Below are 19,855 nucleotides of genomic sequence, written 5' to 3' on the forward strand. Positions count from 1 at the left end.
ACATTATAATTACCATATTAAATAATATTCATAATTAAATTATAGGCTTTAAAATGAAAAAGAATTTACTTTTATGCTTAACTTTATTTGCATCCATTTCTTTAGGGGCTTCAGGCAACGATGATGATGCTGATACACAGCCACCCTCAACAAAGATTTGTTTTACTGATTACAAAAATTTAACACAAGAACTTTCGGATATTTCGATTCGCTTTCATGACATACGTTTACCTATCGAATCCGCATTAACAGATTTAGAAGATAGAATAGACAATCCCAACAAGGAAGATCTTTTAAAGTTTTTAAAGGCAATTTTAAGTAAAACTGATGTCGATTCAGACATAATAAAAAGAACATTGTATCAATTATGGAATCTTGACAAAGCATTCACACTTATAAGTTGCTGCGCCACCTTACATAAAAAACATGTTTGGATGAATGATTTTTTAGGTGACACTCTTTATCAAAAGGATGCCGTAAGCCAAATTATGGAAGAATACAGACGCGACGCTAAAGGCGGACCACTTAAATTTTTGGATGATTTTTACCAAAAAACTGTAAATAAAGATATTCCTATTTCAGGGAGTAATTTTTTGACACTTCTAAATAGCGCATTAATTTATCTAGCAGTTCTAACCCCTCAGGATCAAGTTCAAATTACGAGTATATTGATGCCTGGGGGATGGAATGTTCAAGATTTGTCGTGGATCTTAGCTTCAATTGCCCTGCAAGCAGATAACAATACGAATGAGCCTAAAATTTCTTACATACCTTGCTTGCAAAACAGATTCATTACGATTCAATCGATTGTAGGAATACGGCAACTTGCTGAAGGAAAAAATTGGACATTGGATCATTATCAACACGCGTTTTTAGCACTGGATAGAGTAGAACCTCAAAAACAAAAAAGCGTAACTGAAGCAATAAAAAAATTATCAAAAAACAAAGATTGGAATTACAATTGCTATGCAAGCATAATAAATGAACTTTCAGAAATGGAAACATATTCCGAAAATTCACTTAATACGATGCTAAAATTAACAGATAATCAAGATTATGGCTTTATAGAATACCTTACACTTCTTCATTTAAGTACTTTTACTTCGATGGAAAAGGAACAAGCAATTTATATTCTGAAGCTTTTGTCTCGTTACGATCTTACCATGCGAAAATCAATTTTTTCAAGAATATCCACTTTGTCAAAAGGACAAAATTGGTCCACAGACATGTACCTACAAACGATTGAATCATTCTCCTCTATTCCAAGAAATTGGCATGAAAGGGCTTGCACGGCAATAAATAACTGGCCTTTAAAAAATGACCTATCACCTGTCGGCCATTCTAATTTATTGCGAATTCTTAGCTTTTTTGAAAATGAAATCGATGTAAAAATTGCATCCTCCTTTCTATTTAAACTTGAAAAATTAAACTCAAACCAAATGAAGGAACTTCTTGACATCATTAAAACACAGGGAATGCAATTAAATTTAACGGATAAAGACTATAAAAATCTTATGGAGATCGCATCTGATTTTTTGCAAAAGAGCACGCCTAAAAATAATTCCGTCGTTTTCAAAAGAATGATGGAATTTTTAAATAAATACAGTGATATAAAAAATATAGATAATGAAAAAGTCAAATTACTTTTGACGACATATTTATTCGGCAAAATAAAAGCAAACTTGGACAATTTAATTAAATTTTTTCACTTTACCTATGATAAAGATGTCCATTTTGTTCGAGATGCATTAAACAAAATTGACACTATTTGCAAAGAAAAAAACATAGAGGTGAACAAATTTATAGATGATTGTTTGCATTTTGAAATCAAGTATCTTTCAGAGTTAGACTATGTAGATAAAGCCACTGAAGAGTATTATGTTAAGTTAAACATAAAAACGTCACCTAAAATTGTATATTACGTAAGCAAGATTTATGCAAATTATTATCATTACAAAGATTCGAATAAGAACAAAAATGCTAAACATATAAAAGAAATAAAAAATCGTCTCGATATAATGGTGCAGCTTTATGCAAAAAATATCGATCCAAGTTTAGATATTACTTTTTTACAATTTGTCGAATTGCACTCTATCACAGAGGTAGAAACGATCTCCAAAATTTTCGATTTAATATCTAACACCTATCAAAACGATGAACAATTGTGTTTGTGCATCCTGGAATTCTTGAATAAAGGAATTAAATCCCCGCATGACGCTTTAGAAATCTTAGAATGTATAAAGAAAATGAGTGGATTAAGTTGCGAAAAAATTCGTCTAATCCAACAACAGATACAAAAGGGATCTAATTTTTTAAGTAATAAAGAAGATTATGTTTATTCTAAAGGGCCTCTTTTTCAATTTTTCTATTTATTTACAAACAACAAAGAAAATAACATTAGATATGATAGTTTATTTGTATTTATCAAACAATTATATGCTATTTATAAATTTAGAGATGGACCAGCAAATTTACGGATAAACTTCCTCAATAATGTGATTAAAGCCTTTGAAGGTGCAGATATGACAATGAGTGACGCATATAATTTTGCTAAACACTTAAATGAAGATTTTCAGATGGAAGGATATTGCAATTCTCTTTACGGAGACACTAAAAATGGAAAATATTTCAGATATTTAAAGGACAAAAACAAAGCCAAGAAATTTATAGACTATTTTTTGTTACCAAAGTTCAAATTCTTGGCATGGATCGCTAAAAACTACAAAAAACAATCCGCTTTTTGTCTTAAGCTATACGATAAATTCAAAAGAAATATCCAAGGAACAAACCATACTGAAGCTTATCGTAACCTGGAAAGAAATGAAAATGATGATTTGTGCAAAATCCCAAGACATGAAGACCTCCGTGCTCAAAACCCGATAAACTTCTTAGAATATTGCAAAGAATTTATTAGAGATATTTTAGGAATATCGCCAAACGACGATTTTTATAATAACGGTGTGGACATGGATGATTTTTTTGGTCCCGCCATAAATGACAGGACTTGGACGCTTTGCTTGCATCGCAGCTTTTTTAACAGCCCCTATACTGAAGCGATACTTCACTTCAAATATTGGTTAGGTATAGAAAAAGTAGATGAAGAATTATTTACTGCTTGCACAAAATATTGGAATAATTTTTATGCAGATATGAAGAAAAAATAATGATTAATACATAATTGTAAACCATTGTTCGAAATATAAACCTATATTGGTGGTATTAATTTAAGAGTAATATTAACAATAAAATCTGACTACCCAACTAAAATCAATATTTAAGCTGGGTAGCCATTTTCATCTTAATTTTGCAGCAGGATTCACACCGCAACATTTCACCTGCGAGAATCCGTTTCATTAAATCGCAAAAAATACAAATAGCTGACCGAGAAGAAATTTATCTGAAAAAAGAGTAGCCCCAAGGTGATTAGGTCATGACATTTAGAACTGTTTTTGCGAAGATTAGTAAAAACATCATCATATGTAATTACTTTTAAATTAGTCACTTCATTATAAAGTTATTTTTTATCTGCACATGATATTCGGCAGAAAAAGTTGTCGTGTTTTTTTGTTTATTATAATAAAAAATATTGATTTAATTTTATTATTATGATACAAGTCTAGAATATTGTTACTATATTAATAAAGAAGTGGATTTATCCAAGATGAAAAAAATAAGATCGTTTTTTTTAATGTTCATTTTTATGAATGTTGCTGTTTTTAATGCCACCATTGCTTTAAATTCAGAAGATGAATCAGGGGGGATAACAAAACATGCCCCCTTTAAGAAATTAGATTTTTATCAACAAATTAAGCATCTTTTTCCGAAAAAATTTGAGAATTTTTCTAAAAACAATTGGAAAGACTTGACTAGAGAAATCTATCGTATTTATTGCTTAGATAAGATTAAAGCTTATGATTCGTTGAGGTCTGTTTTAAAAAAAATTCAAAATGAGGAGTCAGTCGATTCCATTCACAAGGAATGTCTCAAAAAATTAGAAATTGCTGCAACACACCTTTCTTATTATCAAAATAAAGAAAAAAAGCAGCAGGCTCATTCTAAAGATAACAATAAAAAAATTGAAAATACAGACTCCAGAGATAATTTTTCATCTAAAGTTCCAGCAAAAACATTTAAATGCACTTCTTTTACAAGAAAAGATGAAGAATTTATAACTTTAATTAAAAGTATTCTTCCTGAAGATACATCGATTGAAACGAAAAAAGTTTGGAATCAATCTGCAAGGCAATTGCTAAAAGCGTCTCATTTTAAAGGAATCAGACCATTGCAAGATTATTTAAGAGAATTATCTAAATTAATAAAAGATCCAGATCTTATAGCTTGCATTAAACAACTTAATTCAGGAGTAACACGCGTAAAAAATCTTTCACTGGAAGATAAAGAACCTTACGTTTCAATTAATAAGGTTAAAAAAAGTAATGATGATTCTAATAAAAAAAGAAAAAAATCTACTTCTAATGCCCCTGAAAGATCTATTAGCTCAACAGCAATTACATCGGATCAATCTAACAAAAAAGCTAATGTAGCATCAACATCAGAAGTTAAAGCTTTTAATTTCACTCTTGAAGATATAGAGCCACTTTTTCCGAACGATCTAATGAATTCCTCTGACTTCGAATGGGATGAGATTGCGTCTAGTATATTTGATTTTTATAAATTGGATGAAAAGAATACGCATTTAGAGCTTTATTTTGCTTTTTTTAAATTAAAGAAAAATACAACAGTTAAAAAAAATATAGATGCTCTTCAAAAACTAATGGATGCATCTAAACGTTTAAAAAATTTATCACACACGATTGCTAAATTGCTTCCTTTTTCAGATCTAAATCTCCTTGATCTAGATGCTAGCAAGAATGAAGAATCAGAAGAAGAAAGTCTTCCAACAACCCCTACATTAGATTTCTATGCTGAAGAATCAGAAGAAGAATATATACCCAAAACACCAATCTTAGAAGAGAGTTATTATGATTCTTTTGAGGCAGTTGAGTATGATTCAAAAAAAGATCAGTTTTTAGACAATACAGACCAAGGTAATATAGAAATTGTAGAAATTTTTGAAAATTGTGACCAGAGTTTTCAGAATAATCTTGAAATTCCTATAGATAATAATATAAGTTCCCCATTAAGTTTAACTTTTGAATCACCTTGCCACAATAATATTGTGGAAAAATCACATCCACAGAACAAACGAAATAGAAATGAATATGATGATCTAGAAGATAATAATTCGTCTAAAAAACAATGTACAGATGAAGAATATATTAAAAATTTAATTTCAGATGGAAAGAATTTTTTACAACACGAAGACTTTGAAAAAGCTATATCTTGTTTTGAAAAAGTTTTGTGCTTTAAAAATGACCCATTATTAGAATCATTTGTCATGGATGCTTATATTTTGATTGCAGAGGCGAATTGTACTTTTATAGCATATAATTTTACGCATAAAAATATTTCAGATTTAAAAATGAAATATTCATCAGAATGTTGCTTGCTTGTTTTAGAAAAAATAAATAATAATAATAGACAAAAATATTTAAATATTTACGTAAGAACTCTTATTTGTCTTGGAAAGATTGAGCGTATTTTTTATCTTGATTTAAAAATTTTTTCTAAACACATAAAGGAAAGATACGGCCTACCGCTTATTACTTGCTTTTTCATAGATGCGTTGGATGCTTTACAATATTCAGAGAATTCATCTCTTCATATTCAGGCATTTCTTGGTATGGCCGAAGCCGTCAAGCATAATCGATCGAATGTAACACATTATTCAGAATATAAAGACAAGATTAACTATAGTAATCAAGTGAATATCAAACGCTTTACCCAATATGGTGATCTTGCTAATTCTAATAATTATTACGACGTGTCCCCTTGGTATCTCTCCGTATTAGATTTGTGTACTGAATCAGATCATTTATATCGTATTCAAGCTTTGATTGGTCTGGGGAATACAATAAACAAAGACGGAAAATATATTGAAAAACATACAAATTATCCAGCATCGTATGGTTCTATAGCTTGGTATTATGAAGCCTTGGATCTGTTGAATAAGAAGGAATGTAATGCTTATAAAATACAAGCTTTGATGGGCACTGGTAATTGTTTCTTCAATTACGATCCAAAAAAATCCATTTATTATTACAAGGAAGCAATTTTATTGAATCCTTCGCCGCGCATCTGCATCAGAGCACTTACAGCCATTGCAAATGCTTGGTGCCGTTTAAGAAACTATGCTGAAGCGATTAGAAGTTACAAAAAAGTTGAAGATGAAATATTATTATTGGATGAAAACATACAGAGATCTCTCTCAATTAAAAAGATATCCCTAGATGTTAAAAAAAGGTTGGAATTCTGTGAAAGGAACAATGAAATACTTTAATAATCATCGCCCGTAATCTTTTATAATGCCGCCCAGATAAAATGGGCGGCTTTACTTAGATTATTTAAACAACTCGTTTCAATAGTTCTTATAGTAAAAAATAGCTACATAACAACATGTTCAAGAGTGATTAAATATAGCTAAACACTCAAAAACACTTCGCCTAAAACAGTAGACTGCTTAAAAGCCTATTGCAGCAACCCTTGCAACAACCCATTTAAAACATCCTTGCCGTGACGTCTTTTTTTCTTAGGTTGCTCGTCTTCTTGTGCAGGTTGATTGTCCTGAACGGCAGGTGGCGGCACACTATTATCCGCATTATCTGAGCCATTATTTTCAGCCACAGGTGCTTCTTTTTCAGCTTTATGACCACCCAAAACTTCGCCTAACAAATCATCCAAAATTCGTTTCTTTTTCGGTTTTTCACCATCAGCTGAAGCTTCACCCTGATTATTTTTATTTTTTTTATTTTCCAATAATTTTTGACCCAAACTTTCAACACCACGTTGCAATAAATAAGACTCAATTTCACGTGAATCCAGTCTTGTCTTAGGGTTATCCCAAGTACCCGTTAAACTTGCAGCAATAGGTGGAAAATTCTTTTCGCCAGACAATTTAAAATTAACATTTAAATTAAGAAATTTATTAACAATATCGACATTCCCCTGAACCTGCCCCAAACCTGCTTGGCATTTCACTTGAGTATCATTTGTTGTCATGACACCATTTGTTATTTGGAAACGTCCTTGCACTTGCTCAAAAGGCGTTTGTCCGCCTGATTTCGTGCTACCAAACAAATCCATAAAATCATTCAGTTTCTTAAGATGTTGCGCTTTTTGGGCAATTGCATTTAAATCATACCCCTGAAGAATAGCCTGCAACACATTGAAATTACCTTGTCCATTTAAACTTGCCATAACATCGTACAGACTTCTACCATATCCGCCGATATTTATTTGACCATTTATCTTACCTGTGACAGGCACATTATTACCCAATGCCTTACCTAAAATTGCTATATCAATATTACTTAATTGAATATCACCTTTCATTTTATTTGAATCCAGGCCTTGAATAGATCCATTTCCTTTAATTTCACCCCCAGCTAATAAGGCTGATACATTTTCAACATTCACAGCACCATTACGAATTTTGGCAGATAAAATTACATTCTGAAGTGGCATTTTGCCATATAAAAATTGCGCTGCTTTTAAACTTAAGTCAGCATCCACTTTATTAAGTCCGCTTAAATCAAGTGGGCTTTTAGACCATCCACTTGAGTTTTGTTGCATAGGCTGATTTATTTGAGAAATCAAGATAATCTTCGCCAAAGGATTTTCTTCTTGAAGCGCACTTAATTGAATTGCATTGAAATCTAAAGCCAACTGAACAAAAGGTTTCGCTTTCGTTAAGTCCAGATTCGCTAGCCCTTTAAAAGCATTCTTACCAATTGCACCATCCAAATGCCCAATATTGATCTGACCATTAACAGCAGAAATCGGTGCATTCAAAACAAAAGGCCCCCATTTATCAGGACTTCCAAACAACTGACCCGCTTCAGGATGATTTATATTTAAGTGACCTTTCAAATTGGCTAAAGGATCTAACGGATTTAATACTAGATCAGCACTACCAGAAGCACCAAAGACAAAAAATGTTGATTTAACATTTAGTTGATCCAAAGTTCCCTCACCCGTCATTGAACTTTGAATGTCACCTATTTTATCAATTTTTCCTTTAGACTGAATTTCAAAAGCAAGCAATGATTTATTATTTTTTTCTTGTAGATTACCGCGCATTGCAAAGCCAATATTATCAATTTGACCTTTAACTTCGTTAATATTAAGGGTTTCATCACGAAGATTAACATTTGCAGTTAAGTTTTTGAATTGTTTGTCTTTAAATTTAAGTCCATTGCATTTTAACTCAAGATCGATTTTAGGTCCTTTTAAAAAATCAAGCGACATACCTGTCTTAGGTGCATCTTTTGAAGCAATGCGAATAATTTTAAAATCATTATCCGTTTCAAGCGATGCAACACGTGTAAATTTCAATAAAGCTTGGTCAAGATCCACCTGATCCAAATTTAAATGGGCTGAAATACCTTTATCCACAAAATTATAAAGAGCATCACCCCCAAAATTTATAAAGCTGGTTTGAACATCCACATTGCTTAATTTGACTTGATCAAGATTCCCGTTAAAGTTTGCTGAAAGATTTAAGGACGATTTGGGCAGTGCTTTTGTATCAATGAAAAGCTTGGCTGCAGCCTTCACATCACCTGTCACCACTTTAACAGCACCATTGTAAAGAAGTGCATTATTTTGTGTTTTAAGTGTTAAATCACCTTCAATTTTACCATCAGGAATTGGTAAATTAAATTTTTGAAGCGCTACAACACCTTTGTCGAGCGAGACATTTAATTTTAAATCACGCCATACTTGCTTGCCATAAGAAACACCATCAAAAACAAGTGATAAATTAGCGCGAATTGTATCAGGTATTTTAAATGCAATTGGTTTGTGTTTATCATCTGCAAACGCATTTGAAAAAATAGACATCGACTCAAAAGCTATTTTTTTGTCTTTATTAAGCTTATCCAAAAGAATAGGGCTGAATTTAAGCGCAGCTGTCAAATCCCATAATTTATTCTCTAACCTTTTAAACCCGAAACTACCTTCACTTTTAAAATCACCCCATGACACTTTAATATTTTGTAAATCACCATTTTCTGGCTGTGCATTCACATCAAATTGTACTTTAAGAACATCCTTTAACACATCAGGCAAATCATTCACAAAACTTCTTAAATAACCATCTTTAGACAAAAGATTAGCCGACATTTTCCCTTTAAGACTTGGATTGTCGAAACCACCCAACAATTGTCCATTAAAATTCAAATTATCTTGTCCTAAATTAAAAACCAAAGACAAAGGCGTTTCAAGACCCGCTGCAATCGATCCAATTTTTGTTTTAAAATCAATTTCTTGCTTCGCAAGTTTGGCAGTTCCTTTAATATCATACGGCCCCATTAATGAATCGAGCGATAATTCTGCATTAATGTGTTCTATTTGATGCTTTACATTATTTTCAGTTACCGAAATTTCAGCTTTTTGAATATAAAATTTTGAAATACTAATATCAGGCATATTCTTTTTTGATACATCAACATTTGCGTTTTGATCTCCAAATAAAGTTGCTGCCCCTACTTTTACACTACCTGATTTTTGTTCTTTTTCTTTTTTTTGAAAAAGTGTTTTGTAATCGCAATTATCGTTAATTTCTAAATTAATTTTAGGTGCCACTAAAGTTAATGATTCAACATTTATTTTTTTAGTAATAAGCGGCAAAAGCGCTAAATGCAATTCAGCAGATTGAAGTGACATCAATTCTTTTTCTTGGCACTTTTCTGGCGCTTTGATAGACACATTTTGAATAGCAAAAGCAGGTGTTGGTAAAATGCGTAATTTCATTTTTCCATCAATCTTCAAATCGAGACCTGTCTCAGCCTTAACTAATTCTTGAATTGTATCCTTATAACTTGTCCAATTAATAAAAGGTGGGACAGCAACAAGGGCCACGAGGCAAAGAAATAATAAACCACCTAAAATATATAAAAACTTCTTCATGAATGTGTCGCCTTGTTTTATGAAAGATATTCTGATTGATCATAATCGATTCTTGCTAAATGACAATCAGAATATAACAAAAATGAAAAAATTCTTAAAACAAGAGCATAAAAACTTGAAAGTGTTATTTTTGATTGTTAGTATCAAACAAAACTGACGGTATCCACAAAGCAAGTTTACCCTTTACTGAAGCATCAATTAGACTAATTTTGCTAGAAAGTTTTACAGCTAAAGGTAAATCATCAAACACCTCATTTGGCGCATCAATTTTAAGATCGATTCTAATATCTACTGCTTTATCACTTGATAGATTTTTTAGATTACGCACAGTTAGTAATGTGGAGATAGCAATTATTTCAACAATTCCAGATTGTTGATCTAAATGTTCAACCTTATTAAAATTATAATGTATTGTTTTATCTTTATTAATCAAATCAATTGCGTCATCATACACATTTATTAATTTATTCATATTTCTTAAAAGAACTGAATTATTAGGCGTTTTTTTACTATTTAAGATTAAATATGTTTTAAGCTCATTAGAAATATCTTTATCTTGTTGCAATCTTTTAAGAAGTCTTAAACGAACTTGTTCTATATGCTGACCACGTGCTGACAGTTCAATTTTGTCTGCTAATTTATTTAAATCAACTTTAAATTGATCGTAATTTTTCTGATATTGCAGCTGTTCTGAATGAGATAAATTCATATGTGCCATAAAAACAAACATACACAAAGAAATGGAAGGAATTTTCATCATATTATCCTCAATTCAAAACAACTATAACTAAAAAAATGGGGTCGTACGACCCCAAATTCGTCGATTTTAAAGATTAATTTTTATTTTTGACGCAATACAAAAGTACGCCAATAAAAATCTTCATCTCTTTCTCTATGTAAAGGCACAGAACGAATACCAATACCTTCATAGCTTTTATCATCAAAACGATTTGACTCAGCTAACAATATATTATTTGCATTAACAGGATCATTGCCTACAAAAAATCCTGTATGACCTGAACAAGAAACATTATCAGAAAATCTATATTTTCGTTGAACAATGATATCCATTTCCTTTAATTCTTCATCGGCATAAACAGCCTGAAATTTATTATTAAACTCATGCCACATATTTTCAGAAATATCTGTAGCCATTGTATTTAAATTAATTTCACCCATTTGGTGACGCCATGCCATTTCTTGATGTAATGTTGAAAAGCGCCATGGACAATCCGTAATAAAAGCTTCAAGTGATGAACAATCCCAAATCAAATGAGAAGCATCGTTTCCACCAAATTCATAAGTCGCTGAGGGTTTCCATAAAGTAACAATACCATCAGATGACGTATCGCTTAAAGCAATATGTTGTGCAAGTATTTTTGATTTTGGTGCATCGTCAAAAATAACATTAGGTGAATAGATATTAAGAATAGATCTAATGTCTTCAGCATCATCGCCTGACAAAGTATCTAAGCGACGCAATGTCAACAACGCATGAAGACCTATTGTTTTAAGAACAGGAAATTGATTACCAAACAACCCCTTACGATTTACATCAAAAAGGATGTCTGAATCATGATTAATACGCGCAATTGCATCTTCATACATACCTGTAAATTGAGGCGTCCCAATCATCTTACCAAGACCTGTAAAAAGTGGCCAATGATCAGAAGCCTTTTTATCTTCATCTGCCAACATAGTCTTTAAATCTATAGATAATGCTTTATCTTTTTCTAATTTTTCAATAACTTTCAAAGAAATACTTTCTGGTTCTTTACCATCAGAAGCTTCTTCAATTTTGTCAGTTAAATTTTTTAGATCTTCTTTGTTCCCTTTGTTAATTTGATCATAGATATCGACAAATCTTTTTGCCCATGAATGATCACTTTGACGAAGTGAATCATAAATTTCTTTATATTGTTCTTGATCAGGATAAGTTGCATGAAGCTGCGTTGCAAACGTAAAAGCAAACAAACTTACATATTTTAAAATGGAACGGATTTTCATATAAACATCCTTAATAAGATTAATCTTGGCTTTTTGTAACAGGTTGCGCTTGAAATGAAAAGAGATTAATAAGATTTCTATTTCTTGAAAATGCAACAATCAAAAAAATATTAAATAAAAAAAAAGGGTGCCATAGCACCCTTTTTTTAGAAAAATGAAAATTTAATTAGCAGCAATAGCAGCTGCTTGTTGCTTAAGAGAATTTCTTTTTTCTTGACTTTTTTTAATACTATTGTCAGCTTCTATTTTTTGAACATTTGAAGCATGTCCAAAATAAACTGATTTTAAAAGGGCATTCTTTTGATCTTTTTTTGCTTCTTTTATCATGACTTCAGCAGCATCAACTTCTTCATCACTACTATATTCATCATCTAAAATTTCTTGAGCTAATTGTGCTTTAACTTCAGCTCGTTGGCGAAGATCTTCTTTGGTAAAATAAGGATTTTTTTCAGCTTTTTCTTTTCTCTTCATGAATTTAGTCTTTGCAAGTTCATTTACTTCATCCATGACAACTTTATAAGTATCATTATAGAAAGAAGAAGCTACTTTATACGCATCATCTAAAGAAAGGCGTTGCTGAGCAACATTTCTAATTTTTTCAAAAGCTTCTTTTGCTTTATTGTAATATCTAACCATCGAATGATAAGAAATACCAGCAGGATCCATAAGAGCCCCAACATAAGTGTAACTATCTTCAACAAGAATAGGTGTTCCAACATGATCAGAATTTAAAAATTCAGCAGGAACCTTCGTTACAGGATCATAAACATTTGCAACACGCAAAATATTTCCTAAACCCAATTTACCTTCAATCACTTCTTTGGATACCGTATCAACAACACGTGGTGAACCGAAAGTAATTAAACGTACAAAAGCTTCAGTCAATACAGTATCTTTAAAGTCATAGGCTAAAATTGTTGCAATAGCTGCACCTAAACTATGACCAGAAACTTCAACTACATTAACTTGATGTTGTTTTGCATAGTCTTGTACTTTTTCAACAAAAATATCACGAGCTTCACTATAAGCTGCTTTAAAACCCTTGTGGATATTAAGGCCACGTCCAGTTCCAGTTAGCGCATCACCTTGATCGCCAGTAAAATCAACATTATAAGCCCAATCATGCAAACTCTTTGTACCAGGGATGATTACTTTAATAGTCTTACCCTTACCAAGAATTATCCCACCAAATTCATTTTTATTACGCAACACTGTTGAAATGGGTTTAAATCCATTAAGTATTTCACTGTTTTTAATTGTCTTATGATTCATAAAAGCATTTTCATAAGCAACTAATAACGACTCATGTTTGCTTTTTTGAATTTCAGCATTTTCAGTTTTAACAAAATTGATAAAATTATGTTGAAATTCAAGCTCACTTACAGAAGACGAAAAATCTTTTCCCAATTTACTTTTAATAAGATTAGATAGATATTCCATTCTGGAAACATTATTCTTTTTAACAGAAAGACCAGTTTTATATTTTTTGCCAAACCATCCTGTAGATTTACCATCAGTATAACTTAAATATTTTTTATAGATTTTATCTAAAGCTAATTGATGTGCTTTTGCTTTCTCAAAAGCAATTTTTTGCACCTCAGTTTCTGATAAACTTGCAACGTCATAAGCAACATTATTAAGAATAGCTTCTAACGTAATTTCTTTTGAATCAATCGTTCCAAATTCATCTTTTAAAGCTTTTTTATATAAATCTGCACTTCCAAATTGATCTTCAGTTTCTTGAAAAAATGCTTCTTTTTCAGCTTTTATATTATTTAATTGAGCAACAGCTAATTGAAGCTTCTGCTGATTAACATCAAGATTACCTGTATATGAACTGGCACCATAAGTGGCCGATGCAGAAAGCGCAATTATCATTGCTAAAGAGCTTATTGTTTTCATTTTTAAATACCTTTCTATAAATTAGATAATTCATAATACGTCACATAAGGTGACTTGTCAATATATATTGTCGTTTATTTTATAACCGAATGTGAAAAAATAGAACTAATTTAAAGTGATTTAAAAGCAGTGCGTTACGTCACTCACAATAAAATTACAGTCTAAATCGTTTTAAAAATCAGAAAAAAAGGGACCAAGAACTGGCCCCTTAAAAGAAAAGCTAAGCTTTGTGTTGCCCTAAATTCCCATTGCCTCGAATCTTATCAATTTCCTGACAAAATTCTGGAATGGCCGTGAAAAGATCTTGCACCAAATAATAATCAGAAATCTGAAAAATAGGCGCCTCTTCATCTTTATTGATAGCAACAATAACTTTACTATCTTTCATCCCCGCTAAATGCTGAATAGCGCCTGATATACCGACGGCTATATAAAGATCAGGTGCGACCACCTTCCCTGTTTGCCCTACTTGATAATCATTAGGCACATATCCCGCATCAACTGCTGCACGAGACGCACCAATGGCAGCGCCCAATCGATCGGCTAAATCCTCAAGAAGCTTGAAATTCTCACCATTTTGAAGACCACGACCACCAGAAATCACCACTTTTGCAGCAGTAAGTTCAGGGCGCACCGAAATAGTTAATTCTTGACTGACAAAACGTGATTGGTTCTGAGCTTGTTTACCCTGCACAATTTCAATTTGTGGTGACGCTGTTTCGCTTTTCAACGCCTGATCAAAACAAGTTGCACGAATCGTCAATACTTGCTTTGCATCAGAGGATTGAATTGTTGTAATAGCATTGCCTGCATAAATTGGTCGTTTATAAGTTTTTTGCCCTAAAATTTCCATCACATCAGAAATTTGTTGCACATCTAAAAGTGCTGCAATGCGCGGCGCTATATTTTTACCAAAAGCTGTCGCAGGTGCTAAAATATATTCATATTCTTTGGCTATGGACAAGGTTAAGTCAGTAATATCTTCAGCTAAAAGATGTTCATATGCTGCATGATCTGCTACAAGAATTTTTTGAATTCCAGCAATTTTGCTAGCTTGATTTACAATTGATTGGATTTTAGATCCAGCAATAAGCACATGAATATCACCACCTATTTTTTGAGCAGCACTAATAGTCGCATAAGTCGCTGACTTCAAATTTTGATGATCGTGTTCAGCAAGAATAAGTATTGTCATTATATCACCTTCGCTTCATGAACAAGCTTCTGAACAAGCTCGCTAATATTGGCAACTTTTACACCTGATTGACGTCTAGCAGGCTCTTCAACCTTAAGTGTTGTAAAACGAGGCGCTACATCAATATTCAAAGAATTTACAGGAATCACCTCAATTTCTTTTTTCTTGGCCTTCATAATATTAGGCAAACTTGCATAACGCGGTTCATTCAATCTAAGATCCGTTGAAATAATAGCTGGCAATTTTAACGCAATGGTTTCAAGTCCACCATCTACTTCACGCGTCACAATGGCTTCATTATTGTCAATCGATAATTTTGATGCAAACGTCCCTTGCGGCCATTGTGTCAAAGCTGCCAACATTTGGGCTGTTTGATTCGAATCATCATCAATAGCTTGTTTACCCAAAATCACAAGATTTGGATTTTCTTTTTCAATGATCTTTTTCAATATCTTAGAAATTGCCAAAGGTTGCATTTCTTGATCTGTTTCACAATGAATCCCACGATCCGCACCTAAAGCAAGACCTGATCTAATCGTTTCTTGAACATTTTGCCCACCAATTGAAACAATAACCACTTCGCTTGCAATGCCTTTTTCACGCAACCGAAGCGCTTCTTCAACAGCAATTTCATCAAATGGATTCATTGACATTTTAACGTTGGATGTTTCGACACCTGTTTGATCCGCTTTGACACGAACACGCACATTAAAATCAATGACCCTTTTTACCGCGACTAGTACTTTCATTTACATTCCCACTTCATTGAGTTAATAACAAAATGTCCAGATTATGTAGCAAAGTCTAGGAAGGCTGAGAACCGGCGCGGAGTGTACCAGAGTACATGAGCACCGGAAGCGCAAGCATAACGACGAATTTGCTCATAGGGTGGACATTTTACCCTAACGATGGGCGCCAGGCACCCATAATACATCTTTTTGTCCTTTATCGTTTTCATAACGACCTAAAACAAAAAGTAAATCCGATAATCTATTTAAATAGCGTAACACTTCTTGGTTGATTTCTTCAACTTTCATCAGTGTCACCAAATCACGTTCAGCACGTCTTACGATTGTACGCGCTAAATGAAGATGTGTTGAGGCATGGGACCCTCCAGGCAAAATAAAAGATGTAAGTGGTGATAAAAAACCATTGTAATGATCAATATCATCTTCTAATTTTTGCACTTGAGAAGCAACAATGCGCAAAGCTTTTGATTCATCTTTTTTTGGCGGCACACATAAGTCGGCGCCCAAATCAAAAAGATCATTTTGAATGCGAAAAAGTAATTTTTGAATATCGGATGAAACATTTAAAGTTGCAAGACCAATCGCCGCATTCGCTTCATCAACAGCGCCGATCGCTTCAATTCTTATATGATCTTTTGAGATACGGCTAGCATCACCTAATCCTGTTTCACCTAGATCACCCGTTTTAGTATAGATTTTATTTAATTTAACCATTTTAAAACTTACTTAATTAGAGCTGAAAGAATAAAAAGTATTATTGTTATACCTTGCGAAAGAATTCTTAAACGCATAAGCATATTACCATATTTTTTATTAAGCTCCCCGCCAATATTCATAACGACGATACCGGTAGCTAATATCAATGCCGTCACAATGAGTCCAATAATAACCGCGTAGGGGAGAATTGCTTGCATTTTTTATCCTGTTTCATTAGATTATGTGCTAATGTAACCCCCTGAATAGCGTAAAATCAAGCAACTTGTTTTTTAAATCGGAGTTTTTTAAAAATGCCAAAATCAATTAACACACCTGTACATATTATCGGTGGTGGACTTGCAGGTTCTGAAGCAGCTTGGCAACTTTTAAAACGTGATATTCCTGTCATTATGCATGAAATGCGTCCGACACAAAAAACATTTGCACATATTACTAACAATTTAGCCGAACTCGTTTGTTCTAACTCATTCAGATCAGATGACCACTCAGAAAATGCTGTTGGGCTTCTACACCACGAATTACGCGCCCTTGATTCCCTTATTATGAAAGCAGCTGACGCACATCAAGTGCCTGCTGGTAGCGCACTTGCCGTTGATCGCGAAGGCTTCTCATCTTATGTTCAAGAAACATTAATGAAGCATCCTTTGTTCACCCTTGAACGTCAAGAAATCGAAGATCTTGAATCCATTAATAGCGAGCATATTATTGTTGCCACTGGCCCCCTCACCTCCACCAAATTATCTGAATCAATCAAAAAACTCACGGGGCACGAGCATTTAGCTTTTTTCGACGCTATTGCGCCTATCGTTTTCAAAGAAAGCATTAACTTTGATATTGCTTGGTTTCAATCACGCTACGACAAAACAGGTCCAGGTGGATCTGGTGCTGATTACATTAATTGTCCGATGAACCAACAACAATATGAAAATTTTGTTCAAGCACTCATTAGCGGTGACAAAACAGAATTTAAAGAATGGGAAAAAAATACACCTTATTTTGAAGGCTGCCTACCTATTGAGGTCATGGCTGAACGCGGTATTGAAACGCTTCGGTTTGGACCCATGAAGCCTGTCGGTTTAACCAATCCTCGATCAGAAGTTCGTCCTTATGCAGTTGTTCAATTACGTCAAGATAATTCCTTAGGCACCATTTATAATTTAGTTGGCTTTCAAACCAAACTAAAATATGGCGCTCAAAAAGAAATTATTCAAATGATTCCTGGACTTGAAAATGCTGAATTTGCGCGTCTTGGTGGCATTCATCGCAATAGCTTTATCAAAAGCCCTGTTTTACTTGATGAAACATTACGTCTCAAAAATAAGCCAAACCTGCGGTTTGCGGGTCAAATTACGGGCGTTGAAGGATATGTAGAAAGCACATCCATAGGACTTTTATCCGCACTTTTCATCGCAAATGAACGTAATGAAAAACAATCTTTACTACCGCCGCCAACAACAGCTTTAGGAGGATTGCTCAATCACATTACAAAAGCAGCTAACAAAGACACATTCCAACCCATGAATATTAATTTTGGTTTGTTGCCAGAACTTGCGCAAAAAACAAAAAAAGTAAATCGTAAAAAAATGTACACAGAACGTGCGAAAACTGATTTTGACCTTTGGCAGAAAACAACCTCTGTTTGAGTTATAAAAAACCTCAATCTCTTAAATTGTTTTTTCTATTTTATATTTTTTTTAGATTCACAAATAGTTCCGCAAGCGCTATTCTAGCCTTAGTAAACAAATTAAAATATGGGATTATGGAATGACCGTTATCAGCGACCGATTAAACAATTCTCATTCTATAGCGACCAAAACCATATCCAAGCTGAAAGAATTAAATATTAAACCACTCCCAGAAAATTATGTGGTGTGGTTTAGTTATTTTGCGGATACAAATCCAGACTTAACCAAAACTATTGACATATTATTTACGAACAACAAGCCTATTGACGAAGAAATAACAAGACAACTTTATAAAAAATTCTATACATTCGAAATTGAAGGTGAGCAATACCTTAAAACTGCACAAAAAACGGATTCTGCACTTCATGAAATTAAAAATTATTTAATTGATTACTCTCAACAAACAAATGAATACGACTCCCAATTAAAAGGTGTCTCTGAAAAAATTAATGCCGATTCATCACAAGAAAATGTTCAAGAACTTCTTGAAGTAATGATAAAATCGACCAAAATAATTCAACTACAAAATACGACACTTCAAAAAAAATTAGATAATTCTCAACAAGAAATAGATAGCCTTAAACATAATTTAGACAATTTGAAAGTAGAAGCGACAACAGATAATTTAACAGGCATTGCCAATCGAAAATTATTTGAAGCAACGTTACTTAAAGACATGACGGCGAGCGTAGAAGATGGAAAACCTTTATCTCTTTTAATGATCGACATAGATCACTTCAAAAATTTCAATGACGCACATGGACATCTTGTAGGCGATCAAGTCATTCGACTGGTCGCGCAAACGCTTTCCAAACACACCCCACCAAACGGTCTGCCTTCTCGTTACGGTGGCGAAGAATTTACAATCGTTTTACCTAACTTAACGTCACTTGAAGCTCAAAAACTGGCCAATGACATACGTCTTTCTATGGCCTCTAAATTGCTTCAAAACAAAAAAACAGGTGATAGTTTAGGCAAAATTACTGTTTCGATTGGCACAACAGCTTTTAGATTTGGAGAATCTATGGTTGATTTTATCGATCGTGCTGATGAAGCTCTCTACGCGGCCAAGAATGCAGGACGTAACCGCGTTGTCTTAATGTAATTTGTAGTTTTATAATATTTATTTGCAAATCATTTTATATCAACATGTAAACTTACATGTGGCCTTTTTTCAAAACTATGTTCTGGTAAATATAGTAAAATGACATGAAAACGCTACGAGTAGAAGGTATCTATCCCTCCTTCCTACTCCCCAGCGTCCATATCATTACCCATAAGTATAAACACCTACCCCCTTCCTACGTCCCGCGACCATAACATTACCAATAAGTATGATAACCTATTGATACTTAATGTTAATTTTTAGACAATGTTCTCTTTTTAAGAGGCATTATCTACATTATGCGCGTAAAAGAACCCTTAGTTTTCCGTCGTTGCGAGTTTCCCACCACCTAAAAGGGTCGGACTTAAAAGGAATGACCAAATTCGCAAACATGTGTATAAAAAGCTTGTGCGACCTGGAGGCCGTCGAAGCATTGGTGTTTGAAGAACCCGTTTGCGAGTCTGGT

12 protein-coding genes are annotated in these 19,855 nt (G+C 33.2%); 4 read left to right on the forward strand and 8 right to left on the reverse strand.

Going from position 1 to position 19,855, the window contains the following annotated elements; translation table 11 throughout:
- The first annotated feature begins 53 nt into the window (after positions 1 to 53).
- Together Q8L85_02105 and Q8L85_02110 are read left to right on the forward strand one after the other, a co-directional pair.
- A complete protein-coding gene (locus Q8L85_02105; GenBank protein MDP1723478.1) occupies positions 54 to 3,164 on the forward strand; it encodes a hypothetical protein in 3,111 nt (1,036 codons plus the stop codon).
- Between the two features lie 497 nt (positions 3,165 to 3,661).
- Complete coding sequence (locus Q8L85_02110; protein ID MDP1723479.1) at positions 3,662 to 6,400, forward strand: hypothetical protein; 2,739 nt, start codon at positions 3,662 to 3,664, stop codon at positions 6,398 to 6,400.
- Positions 6,401 to 6,588: 188 nt separating this feature from the next.
- On the opposite strand, the gene Q8L85_02115 is transcribed toward Q8L85_02110, so the two are convergent.
- From Q8L85_02115 to Q8L85_02150, 8 genes are all read right to left on the reverse strand, one after another.
- Complete coding sequence (locus tag Q8L85_02115; GenBank protein MDP1723480.1) at positions 6,589 to 10,029, reverse strand: AsmA family protein; 3,441 nt, start codon at positions 10,027 to 10,029, stop codon at positions 6,589 to 6,591.
- Positions 10,030 to 10,153: 124 nt separating this feature from the next.
- The gene (locus tag Q8L85_02120) at positions 10,154 to 10,786 is read right to left on the reverse strand and encodes a hypothetical protein (GenBank protein ID MDP1723481.1); all 633 of its coding nucleotides are present in this window, start codon (positions 10,784 to 10,786) and stop codon (positions 10,154 to 10,156) included.
- A gap of 83 nt (positions 10,787 to 10,869) precedes the next feature.
- The gene (locus tag Q8L85_02125) at positions 10,870 to 12,036 is read right to left on the reverse strand and encodes a hypothetical protein (protein ID MDP1723482.1); all 1,167 of its coding nucleotides are present in this window, start codon (positions 12,034 to 12,036) and stop codon (positions 10,870 to 10,872) included.
- 162 nt (positions 12,037 to 12,198) lie between these two features.
- Positions 12,199 to 13,938, reverse strand: a complete 1,740-nt coding sequence (locus tag Q8L85_02130; GenBank protein ID MDP1723483.1) for a lipase family protein — start codon at positions 13,936 to 13,938, stop codon at positions 12,199 to 12,201.
- A 220-nt stretch (positions 13,939 to 14,158) separates the two neighbouring features.
- Positions 14,159 to 15,133: an FAD-binding protein gene (locus Q8L85_02135; GenBank protein ID MDP1723484.1), complete on the reverse strand. Its 975-nt coding sequence runs from the start codon at positions 15,131 to 15,133 to the stop codon at positions 14,159 to 14,161.
- Positions 15,133 to 15,882, reverse strand: coding sequence for an electron transfer flavoprotein subunit beta/FixA family protein (locus Q8L85_02140; protein ID MDP1723485.1), 750 nt, complete (start codon positions 15,880 to 15,882; stop codon positions 15,133 to 15,135). Before Q8L85_02140 ends, Q8L85_02135 begins: the two co-directional genes overlap by 1 nt.
- A 153-nt stretch (positions 15,883 to 16,035) precedes the next feature.
- Positions 16,036 to 16,596: a cob(I)yrinic acid a,c-diamide adenosyltransferase gene (locus Q8L85_02145; GenBank protein ID MDP1723486.1), complete on the reverse strand. Its 561-nt coding sequence runs from the start codon at positions 16,594 to 16,596 to the stop codon at positions 16,036 to 16,038.
- 8 nt (positions 16,597 to 16,604) lie between these two features.
- The gene (locus Q8L85_02150; GenBank protein MDP1723487.1) at positions 16,605 to 16,796 is read right to left on the reverse strand and encodes an HIG1 domain-containing protein; all 192 of its coding nucleotides are present in this window, start codon (positions 16,794 to 16,796) and stop codon (positions 16,605 to 16,607) included.
- A gap of 93 nt (positions 16,797 to 16,889) precedes the next feature.
- Here Q8L85_02150 and trmFO point away from each other — a divergent pair, with 93 nt between their 5' ends.
- Both trmFO and Q8L85_02160 read left to right on the forward strand, forming a co-directional pair.
- A complete protein-coding gene (trmFO, locus tag Q8L85_02155; protein ID MDP1723488.1) occupies positions 16,890 to 18,242 on the forward strand; it encodes a methylenetetrahydrofolate--tRNA-(uracil(54)-C(5))-methyltransferase (FADH(2)-oxidizing) TrmFO in 1,353 nt (450 codons plus the stop codon).
- Between the two features lie 121 nt (positions 18,243 to 18,363).
- Positions 18,364 to 19,389 carry a GGDEF domain-containing protein gene (locus Q8L85_02160; GenBank protein ID MDP1723489.1) on the forward strand — a complete coding sequence of 342 codons (1,026 nt, stop codon included), beginning with the start codon at positions 18,364 to 18,366 and terminating at the stop codon, positions 19,387 to 19,389.
- The last annotated feature ends 466 nt before the right edge of the window (positions 19,390 to 19,855 follow it).

The sequence above is a fragment of the Alphaproteobacteria bacterium genome, from assembly GCA_030680745.1.
In the GTDB taxonomy this organism is placed as follows: Bacteria; Pseudomonadota; Alphaproteobacteria; order JAUXUR01; family JAUXUR01; genus JAUXUR01.

Excerpts from the sequence above, each read along its gene's own strand:
- Q8L85_02120 (MDP1723481.1), bottom strand. The coding sequence starts at position 10,786 with ATGAAAATTCCTTCCATTTCTTTGTGTATGTTTGTTTTTATGGCACAT.
- Q8L85_02145 (MDP1723486.1), bottom strand. The coding sequence starts at position 16,596 with ATGGTTAAATTAAATAAAATCTATACTAAAACGGGTGATCTAGGTGAA.
- Q8L85_02125 (MDP1723482.1), bottom strand. The coding sequence starts at position 12,036 with ATGAAAATCCGTTCCATTTTAAAATATGTAAGTTTGTTTGCTTTTACG.
- Q8L85_02160 (MDP1723489.1), top strand. The coding sequence starts at position 18,364 with ATGACCGTTATCAGCGACCGATTAAACAATTCTCATTCTATAGCGACC.
- trmFO (MDP1723488.1), top strand. The coding sequence starts at position 16,890 with ATGCCAAAATCAATTAACACACCTGTACATATTATCGGTGGTGGACTT.
- Q8L85_02135 (MDP1723484.1), bottom strand. The coding sequence starts at position 15,133 with ATGACAATACTTATTCTTGCTGAACACGATCATCAAAATTTGAAGTCA.
- Q8L85_02140 (MDP1723485.1), bottom strand. The coding sequence starts at position 15,882 with ATGAAAGTACTAGTCGCGGTAAAAAGGGTCATTGATTTTAATGTGCGT.
- Q8L85_02110 (MDP1723479.1), top strand. The coding sequence starts at position 3,662 with ATGAAAAAAATAAGATCGTTTTTTTTAATGTTCATTTTTATGAATGTT.
- Q8L85_02105 (MDP1723478.1), top strand. The coding sequence starts at position 54 with ATGAAAAAGAATTTACTTTTATGCTTAACTTTATTTGCATCCATTTCT.
- Q8L85_02130 (MDP1723483.1), bottom strand. The coding sequence starts at position 13,938 with ATGAAAACAATAAGCTCTTTAGCAATGATAATTGCGCTTTCTGCATCG.
- Q8L85_02150 (MDP1723487.1), bottom strand. The coding sequence starts at position 16,796 with ATGCAAGCAATTCTCCCCTACGCGGTTATTATTGGACTCATTGTGACG.
- Q8L85_02115 (MDP1723480.1), bottom strand. The coding sequence starts at position 10,029 with ATGAAGAAGTTTTTATATATTTTAGGTGGTTTATTATTTCTTTGCCTC.